Source organism: Lacicoccus alkaliphilus DSM 16010 (genome assembly GCF_900142805.1).
Taxonomy (GTDB): Bacteria; Bacillota; Bacilli; order Staphylococcales; family Salinicoccaceae; genus Lacicoccus; species Lacicoccus alkaliphilus.
Map to the genome: position 1 here is coordinate 593,665 of NZ_FRCF01000002.1, position 12,428 is coordinate 606,092.

A 12,428-nucleotide genomic window follows, 5' to 3' on the forward strand; every position below is an offset into this window, starting at 1 on the left:
CGTTCTTCTGTTTAAACATTTTGGGGCTGGCGATGCGGGTGTGGGGATTGTATATCTTCCCGATTTCCAGGGGTTTGCTCGTTTCATGGTTTGGAATCCGGTTTGTACTCCCCTCTTCTCTAACGCAAATCGATTTCAGTGAGGGATTTCGATTTGCGATGCCGTTTTACCCACTTCAAATCGATTTCAGTGAGGGATTTCGATTTGCACCATCATTTCACTTCTTCCAAATCGAATTTAAGGCGCATACGTCTTAAAAATCCAATAACCCTCTATTCTTATTGTCCCTTACACAGTACTCACTGATTTCATGATCCGAATATTGTTGGATTAAAGAGGGCGTAACAGTCCATGAGCGATTCAATATGCCTAATTCCATGATCAGCTGTTTAACTACATCTAAAACAGGGATTTCCTCGCTGCATTTTGCACATTTGAATTTATAATGGTTCACCCTCACCAGACGTTCTGTACAGGAGATGCAGAACACCCCTTTCGCAAGCTCACGGAACTCCACTGTCGTATCTCCCTGATACTTCAGCACACCGGCCCGCCGGGATTCGAGATTCGCTGCAAGACTTGAATGATCATAATGATTATACATCATCGCCTTCGACAACTTCTTCTGCAGATTACTCCTGACGATGATTTCATTACGGGCAGGCAGATTGAATATGGTCTGATTTTTATTGATGAACACGAGTACGTTGAACATCCTGATTTGATGATTCATACCCCGGAACAGCTTCACCAGCATATCCCGCTGCTTCACCAACTGCATCAACGGATCTGTGAAATCATTGCCATTTTCAAAGTACCATTTGGCATCTTCATAATGAAGGTCGAAATTATAATTCTTGATCTCGAATGTATACAGTGAGTCTTTCGCAATCACCACATTATCCACCTGCACATGTGCCGCTTCATCTTTGGGACGTGTCAGCAGGTGATGGTCGGCATTTGCAGGATAAAAGTTGTAATCTTTAATATGTATGATATTCGTCCCGTTAATAAAGGCCCCCAGTAGCCCGTCAAATATCAACTCCCCCTCATAGCCTGCATCCAGCTTCTGCAGCTCCTCAACTTCGTAAATTGACAAAGTATATCGACGGTTCAGTATTTCCAGCTGACGGTGCCTTCTGGTCTTCTCCCTCATCACTAACCTCCAGTTTTTATTCCAAGCTTAAACCCGGTTTGAATTGTTGTCACATTGCAACAATTCGATTTCTGGAGCAAAATTGGGACATTTATTCAAAAGATGTGTCAAAAACCGGCAGTTTCCCGGTTTCTGCACCCTGAAATATGAAATCTGTGAAATTTCGTTTCTGACTCAAAAAACACCCGGAACCTGAATTCCGGGCGCTCTCACTTTTCTATTTGAATTCCGCCATCATATCATCAAAAGTGCCTCTCTCAAGCCTCATCTCACGTGATATCAGCGGCTGATCTCCGTATCCTTCGAGCTGCTCCTCATATGATGGTGCATCCGGGTCATGGTAGATGACCCCTTTCAGCAGTCCGTCCTGCTCCATGATCGTATTCATCGCTGCCGTCGCATCATGGGCATCGTAATCTTCAAAATCCGCAATCGGAATCAGGTTCTCTTTGAACCAGTCGTATGTGTTCACCTTATTGTAGGTGACACACGGGCTGAAGACGTTGACGAAACTGAAGCCTTTGTGGTCGATGGCCTGTTGAATGATCGAAGTCAGTTCCTTGATGTCCGAGCTCACGCTCTGTGCAACGAATGTCGCACCGCTCGCGAGTGCCGTCTTGATCGGCTGGATCGGCTGTTCGAGAGAACCCTTCGGTGTGGATTTCGTGACGAATCCCTTCGAAGAGGAGGGGCTCGTCTGACCTTTCGTCAGGCCGTAAATCTGATTGTCCATAACGATGTAGGTGATGTCGATATTACGCTTCAGGGCGTGCACCGTATGCCCCATGCCGATCGCAAAACCGTCGCCGTCACCGCCGGAAGCGATGACCGTCAGGTCCTTATTCGCCATCTTGACCCCCTGTGCCACAGGCAGGCTGCGGCCGTGTGTCGCATGAAAGCCGTAGGACTTGATGTAGCCGCTCAGGCGACCGCTGCATCCGATGCCTGTGATGACCGCAAGTTCATCCGGTTCAAGGCCGTTTCCTGCACAGGCTTTCTGGATGGCGGCCTGGACGCTGAAGTCGCCGCAACCGGGGCACCAGTTGGGTTTTATATCATTTCTGAAATCTTTGAATGTCGCCATTTATAAAACTTCCTTTATCTTTAAGATCGACTGGATATACTGCTCAATCTCATTCGGTTTGAACGGAGTGCCATTATATTTTGTGAATGACTTCATCTTGCTGTGCTTATGATAGTTCATTTTGACGATGTTGAAGAGCTGCGCGCTGTAATTCTGTTCGATGACGAGCACTTCTTTTGCACCGTCGAGATACGGATAAAGCGCTTCCGCCGGGAACGGGTGCAGCTGTTTCAGCTGGACATGCGTGATGTTGCCGACGATATCCTGGTCGAACCTCCGAATCGCTTCGCCTGCCACACCGTTGACGCTCAGGAAGCTGATGACGAGCAGTTCACTGTCCTCCTCGCCGCTCACTTTGAACGGCTCTTTCATGACGAAGTCGTCAAGCTTGCGCATCCTCTTCTCCATCATGGTCTGGCGGTTTTCAGCGGTCTCGCTCGGCGTCCCCGTCGGACTGTGCTCCACACCGGTCACATGGTGGATGCCGCCCTTCAGGCCGGGTATCGGACGTGCAGATATCCCGTCATCGCTGTCGCCGTATCTTTCAAAGTATCCCTGGTCCTCTTCTTCACGTTCTATATCTTCAAGCACCGTCTTGCCGCGGTTGATCTTCACTTTTGAAAAATCAAACGGGTCGGATGTCTGCTTTCCGAGTGACATCTGAAGGTCGGATAACAGTATCACCGGCACCTGATAGTATTCCGCGAGGTTGAATGCATCTATAGTGGAATAAAAAGCATCTTCAACGTCGGCCGGCGCAAGGACGATTTTGGGGCTGTCCCCGTGCGTCCCGTAGATCATCTGGTTCAGATCCGCCTGTTCCTGTTTGGTCGGCAGACCGGTCGACGGGCCGCCGCGCATCGTATTGACGATGACGAGCGGTGTTTCCGTCATGCCTGAGAGGCCGATGGATTCCATCATCAAGGATAATCCCGGCCCGGCTGAAGCCGTAAAGCTTCTTGCACCGGCATAGTTGGAACCGATCGCCATCGTCACAGCAGCAATTTCATCCTCGGTCTGGATGACGGTGCCGCCGAGTTTAGGCAGATGCTTGATCATATACTCCATGATTTCACTCGCAGGCGTGATCGGATATGCCGGCATGAAGCGCACACCGGCGTTCACCGCACCGAAGCCGATGGCGTCATTACCGATGAGGTATAGCCTCTCCTTTCCGTCTGAAGCCGCAAGCTCGAAATCGTTCGTGATATTCATATGGGAATGCTTCTCATCCATCGCTTCATAACCGAGTGTCAAGGCATTATGGTTGCTCTTCACGATTTCTTCGCCTTTTCTTATGAACATCGTATGGATCATATCCTTGAATGGTTCCATCGGCAGATTCATCAGTCTTGCACTCGCACCGATTGCAACCATGTTCTTCATCAGCTGGCTGCCCTGCTCTTTTGCGATTTCCGTAAATGGAATATCCACGAGGACCACATCGAGTGATTCATCCACTGTCGGCTTGAATTTTGCATCCGCCAGGATGATTCCGCCATCGTAAAGCTCGTGGCTGTTGACGTCGATCGTCTGCTGGTCGAATGCGACAAGAATATCTATATTGTCATCCACCGACCGGACTTCATCGACAGAAATCCGGATGTTGTTGTTGGTGTGTCCACCTTTTATACGACTGGAGAAATGGCGGTAGCTGTAAAGGTGATACCCCAGCCGGTTGAGTGTCGTTGAAAAAATCTCACCTGTCGACTCGATACCTTCACCCTGCTGTCCACCCACTTTCCAGGACAATTGTTCTTTCATAATAAGTGCCTCCTCATTCATTTAAAACTATATCAGATAAACGTCCGACAATCATGATGGCAGTGCCATTTCCAGGCAAAATCATACTTGAGTCCGAGCGTGTCACTCCGTGATTTTTATCTTTTTTATCTTCTTATAATCGGTATCGATGATGACACCGGACAATATGCCCCGGCCTTCGTCCGGTACATCATGCCTGACGGGAAGCTGATTCAGGAAGCGTTCTATGACTTCCTCTTTTCGTATGCCCAAAATGCCGTCTTTGAAGCCCGTCATGCCGGCATCGGTAATATAAGCGGTGCCGCCCGGCAGAATCTGCTCGTCGTTCGTCTGGACATGTGTATGGGTCCCGATGACCGCATCCACCCTGCCATCGAGATAATAGCCCATCGCCAGGCTCTCACTGGTCGTTTCACTGTGGAAATCAATGAGTGCGTGATCATACTCATTTTTCTCGAGAACCTCATCAGCCGCCTTGAACGGACAGTCGATTGCCGGCAGAAAGCTTCTGCCCTGCAGATTGACGATCAGCAGTTTTTTGCCATTGACATTTTTGATTTCACATCCCCGGCCTGGTGCAGCGTCCGGATAATTCAGCGGCCTGACCATATTGACTTTACCATCGAGGAGTCCGTATGCCTCCCTTTTGGCGAATGCATGGTTGCCGAGTGTTATGAAATCCGCGCCATAGCCCAGGAGTTCTTTATAAATACTTTCAGTGATGCCTTTGCCATGTGCGGCATTCTCACCGTTGACGATGGCGATCTGTGCCCCGTGCTCTTTTTTCAGCGGCAGCAGATGCTCGCGGACCATCCGCCTGCCGACTTTACCGACCACATCGCCTATAAATAAGATTCTCATGATTTCATCCTTACTATGTTTATTTTAATGGAATTATGTTTATTGGATATCAGGTTGGGTAGTAGTTAATATAAAAATTTTTAGGAGTGAAACATATGTCATTATCAATCGATCCGAAAGAGTTCGCCAAAACCGCAGTCATCTCCAATAACACCCAGGGCGCCACTTCTGACGAAAAAGCGATGGAAGCTTTGGAACTATATTTAAGCGCATACCGTCTCGCGGAAAAATATGAGAGGCTCTCGACCACACATAATACCCAGGAAACTTCCGAGATCCTTCAGATTTTAAAGGATAATGACACCAAAATGTAATTATACATGAAAAAGCCCTGAAGTCCCACCTCTTCAGGAATAATAAAATAGACAAAACAGTTACAAAATAAAAAGCCCCGAACTTCATCAGTTCGGGGTGCTTTTATTTGGCATATTCCACTGCCCTCATCTCACGGACGACTGTCACTTTAATGTGTCCTGGATACTGCAGTTCATCTTCTACTTGTTTTTTTATGTCCCTCGCAAGTCTGTGGGCATTCAGGTCATCGATGGCATCAGGTGCCACCATCACCCTGATTTCCCGGCCGGCCTGAATGGCATATGTTTTCTCGACGCCCGGATGGGAGTCTGCAATTTCTTCAAGCCGTTCCAGACGCTTCACATAGTTTTCAAGCGTTTCACGGCGGGCGCCCGGTCTTGCAGCGCTTAATGCGTCCGCTGCAGCAACAAGTATAGATATTATATTGTTCGGTTCAATATCACCATGGTGTGAATGAATCGCATTGATCACGGTTTCCGGCTCTTTGTAACGCTTGGCAAGTTCCACACCGATTTCGACATGGCTGCCCTCCACTTCATGGTCGATCGCTTTGCCGATGTCATGAAGCAGTCCGGCACGTCGTGCCATCGCTACATCTTCACCGAGTTCACTTGCAAGCATGCCTGCAAGATAACCGACTTCAACAGAATGTTTAAGTACATTCTGTCCGTAGCTCAAACGATATTTCATTTTACCAAGATGTTTTGTGAGTTCCGGATGCAAATTATGGATATCGAGTTCAAACGCCGCAGCTTCACCTGCATCACGAATTTCCGATTCCATATTTCGTCTCGCTTTATCCACCATTTCTTCAATTCTTCCCGGATGGATCCTTCCATCCTGCACCAGTGATTCCAATGCGTTTTTCGCAATGGCCCGGCGTATGGGGTCAAAGCCTGATAAAATTACGGCTTCAGGTGTATCATCGATGATCAGATCGACACCTGTCAGTGTTTCAAGTGTGCGTATATTACGGCCTTCACGCCCTATTATACGGCCTTTCATTTCATCGTTCGGTAAATTCACTACCGAGACGGTAGATTCGGAAGTATACTCTGCTGCATATCTCTGTGCAGTCATGGCGAGCAGTTCCTTCGCATTTTTCTCTACGTCCATTTTCATCTGGTTTTCTTTTTCCTTAACCATAACAGCCATATCATGTGACAGTTCTTTCTCTAGTTCAGAGAATAGTTCTTCGCGTGCTTCCACACGTGTTAAACCGGAGATGCGGGATAATTCTGTTTCTTGCTGATTGATAATTTCTTTAATCTTTTCATCCTCGGCATCAACCAATTGCTGCTTTTCTTCAATTTTCGCCTCTTTTATATCCAGAGCTTCATCTTTCTTTTCCAGATTTTCACTTTTGCGATCAAGCGTCTGTTCCTTCTGCAGCAGTCTGGATTCGAATGCCCTTAAATCGTCGCGCTGTGCATCCACTTCGCGCTCCATGGCATCCTTAAGATTCTGATTTTCCTCTTTTGCTTCCAGCAGCTTTTCTTTCTTCAGGCTGTTCGCTTCCTTCTCAGCTTCGCTGATGATGTGCTGAGCTGATGTGCGCGCTTCCTGCTGCTGCCTGGTCAAAATTGATTTCACTATAAAATATCCGATTACAACGCCTAGAATTATGCCGAGCAAGATTAAGAAAATGTCTATCAATTCCACAATAAACACCTCCTTAAAAGGGCTCAAGCTAATTATATATAATATAAATTTTAAAATATTATATATAACAATTCTAAATATAATTTCAAATAAAATCAAGCACCAGCATCACATTTGTGCATGCTGGTGCGTTTAATCTCAATTTCAGTTGTCTTCATCCTGGAACAACGCGTTTTCATCTGCCGCTGAATCTTCAGGAATATCTTCTTCGACTTTTTCACCGAATCCGAGTGCATCCCTCAATTTCTTCTCGATTTCTTCAAACAGCTCAGGATGATCAGCAAGATGTGCCTTGACGTTTTCTTTCCCCTGGCCGAGGCGTTCCCCGTTATAGGAATACCACGCACCGCTCTTATCGACGATATCCATCTCGGATGCAAGATCCACTACTTCGCCGGTCTTCGAAATCCCTTTGCCGTACATTATATCGACTTCGGCAACACGGAACGGCGGTGCGACCTTGTTTTTGACGACTTTGATCTTCGTCCTGTTACCCACGATGTCCTGACCGAGTTTCAGCTGTTCCGCCCGACGCACTTCAAGCCTCACTGAACTGTAAAACTTGAGCGCACGGCCGCCCGTCGTCGTTTCAGGGTTGCCGAACATCACACCGATCTTTTCACGGATCTGGTTGATGAATATCACCGTTGTATTACTCTTGGAGATGGCGGAGGACAATTTTCTCAGCGCCTGGGACATCAGACGTGCCTGCAGCCCCATGTGGCTGTCCCCCATTTCGCCTTCGATTTCCGCTTTCGGCGTGAGGGCCGCAACCGAGTCGACGACCACGATATCCACAGCACCACTTCTGACGAATGCCTCTGCAATCTCCAGTCCCTGCTCACCGTGATCCGGCTGTGAAAGGTATAAATTTTCCGTATCCACACCCAGGTTTTTCGCGTACTCGGGATCCAGGGCGTGTTCCGCATCTATGAAAGCGGCGATGCCGCCCTGCTTTTGTGCTTCGGCGATCGCATGGAGTGACACTGTCGTCTTACCAGAGGATTCAGGACCGTATATCTCTATGATTCTGCCTTTCGGATAACCACCTACACCCAACGCTTTGTCCAATGTGATCGAGCCGCTGGAAACTGTGGAAACCCTTCTTCCGGCGTCGTCTCCCAGCTTCATGACCGAACCTTTGCCAAAAGATTTATCCATATTCTTAATAACAGTTTCCAATGCTTTTTGTCTTTCGTCCATGTTATCCCTCCAAATATTAATTCTATAATATTATACCATGTACACTCCAAAAAAGCGAACATATATTCGCTTTCAAGCGCGGTATTCGAAAATTTGGCCCGCTTTTCATGCAGTTATCCGATATCTGTAGGAAAAGTGCTGCAAAGATCACTCAGTGTCGGCTTTGAAGACCGCTCTGCCTTTATAAAAATATTCAACACCTGAAAGCGCTGTGAAGAAGACCGCAGCATACATCAGGAGCATTCCGGGCGAGAACGGGATGAACTGTGTGAAGATGTCACCGAACAATAAAAAGATCAGGGCAAGCATCTGGAACACCGTCTTCACTTTTCCAAGCTGTGAAGCCGCGCTTACAAACCCCTGTTCGATTTGCAGCAGCCTGAGTCCCGTGACCGCAAACTCGCGGGCAATGATCACCACCGCGATCCAGGAGGAGATCGTGTGCCATTCCACCAGGACGACCAGGCCGGCAGTGACCAGTAATTTGTCTGCCAGGGGGTCAAGGAACTTACCCATGTTCGTGATCAGGTTCCACTTCCGGGCCAGGTAACCATCTAGAAAATCCGTGAATGTCGCAATGACGAATATTACAGCTGCAATGAATTGTTCGACCCGGATCAATTCACCGCCGAGAAATGTCATCTCCCCGAATCCGAAGTCCACGAGAGCGAACAACATGAAGACGGGGATCAGGACTACTCGAAAAACCGTTAATTGATTAGGTATGTTCATATCGTCACTCCCTTGTAACCATAAATTGATAGTGCACAGTGATGGCATCATCCGCCGGGTTGCTTTCGACAGTTTCCCCGCCCACCGTCAACTCCTGACCGGAGGCATTACCGAGGGTCAGGTACAGTATGGATGCTTCATCACTGATCTCAAACTCTCCTTCAGAAATCTCCTCGTATACATAAGTGTTGCCGGCATCATCCGAGAGGCTCACCCATGAATTCTCGCCTTCCAGGGCCACAACCAATGTATCACTCACTGAAATATCGTAAAATAATATATTGTCCTCAGTACCTGCATAACTGAGCTCCGCACCGGATTGTTCCTCTTCATCCGCTTCCGGCGCCTCTTCTTCAGCCACCTCCGCCTCTTCGGTGCCCTCCGCATCCTCAGAAGGGGCTTCATCGCTTAAAGAATCCATGTCAAATGCGGTCGCTTCATATATCGGCTTTGATTCGAACAGCCCGGCCTCCGAGCCGACCTGCAGCAATATCAGCCACATGACGAATAGAGCCGCAACCATCGCTCCAAAACTCACCAGTACTTTCTTCATATAGTTGAAATCTTCGCTATCGTTCTGCTGGCGTTTTTTCGACTGTTCATTCTCTTCGGGCAATTGGTCACCGAACCTTGCAAACAAGTCATCGGGATCAAGGTCAAGGACTCCTGCGTACTTTTCCAACAGGAAATATACATGGTTCCGGTCAGGAAGGTTATTGAAATCATCCGCTTCTATGATCTTTATTATACTTTTTCTGATGCCTGATTTTTCCTGCATCTCTTTTAAGGTGATGCCGCCTTTTTCACGTTTATCCCTTAAATACGCTCCAAGTTTCATAATGCCTCCTAAAAACCATCGAAGAAGTCCATGTCCTCATTCTCGAACCAGTGTTTCTTCTTATGTTTCTCATATGTGATTTTCTGATCCTCATGTTCCCGCAGTTCAATGATGAAATCAAAGTCGTCCATTGTATACTTCATGTCATCTATGAACAGGTCGGGGTGTTCCACAACTTTAACGGCAGGATAGCTCATCATTTCCCTGATCAGGTTCTTATGCTCACTGTTCATCGTGTTGGCGGTCACCGCCCCGTCGATGATATAGACGTTGCTGTCATCATACTCACCTTTCAGAAGGCTTTTGCGCTGCGTCTGTTTGATCAATGTGCTGGACAGGAACAGCCATTTCTTCTTCGCCGTCACACTTGCAGCTACGATGGATTCGGTTTTACCGACCCTCGGCATACCCCTTATGCCGATCAGCCTGTGCTGCTTCTCCAGGAAAAGCTCTCCGAGGAAATCGACCAGGATACCGATTTCATCACGGGTGAATCTGAATATCTTCTTATCCTCTTCATCCCGTTTGATGAAGCGGCCATGCCTGACTGCAAGCCTGTCCCGCACCTGAGGCTTCCTCACCTTGATGATATTGATATCCTCCACATACTGGCTGATGTAGACGAACCGCCTCAGTTTATCGATATTGTCCGTACGCACGATCAGCCCGCGCCGTGTTTTCTCAACACCGTTGATGGTGTTGATGCTGATGCCCAGATTTCCGAGCAGGGAGGAAATGTCACCGAGCAGCCCCGGCCGGTTGATGACGTTCTCATATTCCAAATACTGCTCTATATTACGCTCGGGATGCATGTCATCTGTATCCATCATGTATACCATCCTCCGTTTATATTCAGTATTTCACCATTGATGCTCCTTGTCTCGCCTTTCAGAAGGAAAGTGGTGAGACTGCCGATCTCCGAGGGTTCGATCAGCCTCTGCTGCGGAAGTTCGCTGAGTACGGCTGCAAGGTCTTCGTCCGAAAGCGCTTGTGTCATGCTGCCTTCGACGACCCCCGGCGCAATGGCATTCACCGTCACCTCCGTCGCAGCCAGTTCTTTGGCCAATGATTTGACGAGGGTGTTCTGTGCGCCCTTCATCGTCGAATATATGCTTTCAAAGCTTGCACCGACGCTTCCCCACACTGAAGTGATCACTATTATTCTACCACTTTTACTGGATTTTAGTTTAGGCAGAACCTCTTTTATGAATATTATGAGGGAACGCACAGATAGGTTATACTGCGCATCCAGAGCTTCAAGGCTCGTATCCTGGAACATTCCGAACAGTTCGGTGCCGGGCGCCCATATCAATCCGTCGATCACATCTGTGCCGGCAGTGATTGCCCTCACCTCATCTTCTGAAATCGGGCGGGACAGGTCTAGGAAGTGGTGTTCGCTTTCGAATTCCGGCACTCGCGACCTTGAAACTGAAATCACCTTCTCCCCTTCAAGCCCGGAGTGGATCGCCCTGCCGATATCACCGGAGGCGCCCACCAGCAAATAACATCCGTCAGCCATGCACAGCCTCTTTCTGGGTCTCGGGACGAAGGACACATTCTACAAGGTAATCCGCATCCAGGCTGTCGAAGATATACTTCTTGATATCATCCACTGTGATTTCTTCGATCAGGTCGGGCAGCTTGTACAGGTCATATCCGTCCAGATGGTACTTGGTATACTGATTTGCGATATATTCGGGTGAATTCAGGCTGGACAGATAGTCCCCCAGCACCTCCCTTTTCTGATTCACCAGTTTTTCATCCGTGAAGAAGTCCTGTGCCTTTATTTCATCAATGATCTCCAGTATCGAGGAAATGAACCGTTCCGGATCGTCGGTCTGGGTGGTCATGAGCACGTGCGCAAAATCTTTTTCCTCATTGTGGGCAAAGTTGAATGAATCATCGATGATCCCCTCTTCCAGCAGACGGTAATAATGATCCGACTGCTCTCCGAACATCATATCGAGTCCGAACATCATAGCGATATCGCGTGTCAACCGTTCGGAAGCGGAGTCGATCTTTTCATTCTTGAAACCAAGCATGACTTTGGTCTCTTTCACATCCATATAGAGATCATTCTTCCTTTTGACCACTTCCCTTGTTTCTTCCGGCAATATCCGCCGGACATCCAATGGCTCTATGGGACCACGGCTGTCCTGATGCTCACGGATGAATCCGAAAGTCTCATCGATGTCGAAATCACCGACCATTATCAACACCATATTCGAAGGGTGATAGAACACATCATGGCATAAGTACAGATGGTCTTTCGTGATTTCACTGATGGATGATTCGGTGCCTGCGATATCAATTTTTACCGGCAGCTCATCATACATCTGACTGATCGTATCGAAATAAAGCCGGTAACCGGGATTATCCTGGTACATCCTGATCTCTTCATTGATGATGCCGATTTCACGCTCTACCGTGTCTTCGGTGAAGTACGGCTGCTCCACCATCTCCATCAAAAGCGAGAGGTTCTTATAAAAGTCATCGGTCGTGCTGAAAAGGTACGAGGTCCTGTCATAGGAGGTGAAGGCATTGGCGTTTGCACCGCCCTTAGCGAATGAATCGAAGACGTCTCCATCCTCTTTTTCGAACATCTTATGTTCAAGGAAGTGTGCGATGCCATCCGGCACGCTGTATGTTTCGTCATTGACTTCAAACCTGTTATCCATCGAACCGTACTTTGCCGTATAAGTGACGAATTTCTTATTATAGCCTGACTTTTGGATCAAGAAGACTTCAAGGCCGTTTTCCAGTGTGTCCTGGTAAACATTTTCATCTATTTCCCTATACTCTATATGTTTCAT

At 47.8% G+C, this 12,428-nt stretch carries 12 protein-coding genes; 1 reads left to right on the forward strand and 11 read right to left on the reverse strand.

What is annotated here, in order from left to right; translation table 11 throughout:
* Nucleotides 1–253: 253 nt before the first annotated feature.
* The 4 genes from BUA12_RS03220 to BUA12_RS03235 form a co-directional block, all read right to left on the reverse strand.
* Nucleotides 254–1,156 carry a nuclease-related domain-containing protein gene (locus tag BUA12_RS03220; RefSeq protein WP_072708230.1) on the reverse strand — a complete coding sequence of 301 codons (903 nt, stop codon included), beginning with the start codon at nt 1,154–1,156 and terminating at the stop codon, nt 254–256.
* A gap of 217 nt (nt 1,157–1,373) precedes the next feature.
* Nucleotides 1,374–2,240 (reverse strand): 2-oxoacid:ferredoxin oxidoreductase subunit beta, encoded by an 867-nt coding sequence (locus BUA12_RS03225; RefSeq protein ID WP_072708232.1) that lies wholly within the window; start codon nt 2,238–2,240, stop codon nt 1,374–1,376.
* The gene (locus tag BUA12_RS03230; protein ID WP_072708234.1) at nt 2,241–4,004 is read right to left on the reverse strand and encodes a 2-oxoacid:acceptor oxidoreductase subunit alpha; all 1,764 of its coding nucleotides are present in this window, start codon (nt 4,002–4,004) and stop codon (nt 2,241–2,243) included.
* Nucleotides 4,005–4,106: 102 nt separating this feature from the next.
* On the reverse strand, nt 4,107–4,865 hold the full coding sequence (locus tag BUA12_RS03235) for a TIGR00282 family metallophosphoesterase (protein WP_072708236.1): 759 nt from the start codon (nt 4,863–4,865) through the stop codon (nt 4,107–4,109).
* Between the two features lie 95 nt (nt 4,866–4,960).
* Between BUA12_RS03235 and BUA12_RS03240 the strand changes: the two genes are divergently transcribed.
* Nucleotides 4,961–5,179 (forward strand): hypothetical protein, encoded by a 219-nt coding sequence (locus BUA12_RS03240; RefSeq protein WP_072708238.1) that lies wholly within the window; start codon nt 4,961–4,963, stop codon nt 5,177–5,179.
* A gap of 103 nt (nt 5,180–5,282) precedes the next feature.
* Here the strand turns inward: BUA12_RS03240 and rny are convergent, their stop codons facing one another.
* The 7 genes from rny to yfmH all read right to left on the reverse strand — a co-directional run bounded on the left by rny (nt 5,283) and on the right by yfmH (nt 12,428).
* Nucleotides 5,283–6,842, reverse strand: coding sequence for a ribonuclease Y (gene rny / locus BUA12_RS03245; protein ID WP_072708240.1), 1,560 nt, complete (start codon nt 6,840–6,842; stop codon nt 5,283–5,285).
* 144 nt (nt 6,843–6,986) lie between these two features.
* Complete coding sequence (gene recA / locus BUA12_RS03250) at nt 6,987–8,045, reverse strand: recombinase RecA (protein WP_072708242.1); 1,059 nt, start codon at nt 8,043–8,045, stop codon at nt 6,987–6,989.
* Between the two features lie 147 nt (nt 8,046–8,192).
* Nucleotides 8,193–8,777, reverse strand: coding sequence for a CDP-diacylglycerol--glycerol-3-phosphate 3-phosphatidyltransferase (pgsA, locus tag BUA12_RS03255; protein WP_072708244.1), 585 nt, complete (start codon nt 8,775–8,777; stop codon nt 8,193–8,195).
* A gap of 4 nt (nt 8,778–8,781) precedes the next feature.
* Complete coding sequence (locus BUA12_RS03260) at nt 8,782–9,615, reverse strand: helix-turn-helix domain-containing protein (protein ID WP_072708246.1); 834 nt, start codon at nt 9,613–9,615, stop codon at nt 8,782–8,784.
* Nucleotides 9,616–9,623: 8 nt separating this feature from the next.
* A complete protein-coding gene (locus BUA12_RS03265) occupies nt 9,624–10,442 on the reverse strand; it encodes a DUF3388 domain-containing protein (RefSeq protein WP_245772748.1) in 819 nt (272 codons plus the stop codon).
* On the reverse strand, nt 10,442–11,134 hold the full coding sequence (locus BUA12_RS03270; RefSeq protein ID WP_072708248.1) for an SDR family NAD(P)-dependent oxidoreductase: 693 nt from the start codon (nt 11,132–11,134) through the stop codon (nt 10,442–10,444). The genes BUA12_RS03265 and BUA12_RS03270 overlap by 1 nt, the downstream gene beginning before the upstream one ends.
* Nucleotides 11,127–12,428 carry an EF-P 5-aminopentanol modification-associated protein YfmH gene (gene yfmH, locus BUA12_RS03275; protein WP_072708251.1) on the reverse strand — a complete coding sequence of 434 codons (1,302 nt, stop codon included), beginning with the start codon at nt 12,426–12,428 and terminating at the stop codon, nt 11,127–11,129. Before yfmH ends, BUA12_RS03270 begins: the two co-directional genes overlap by 8 nt.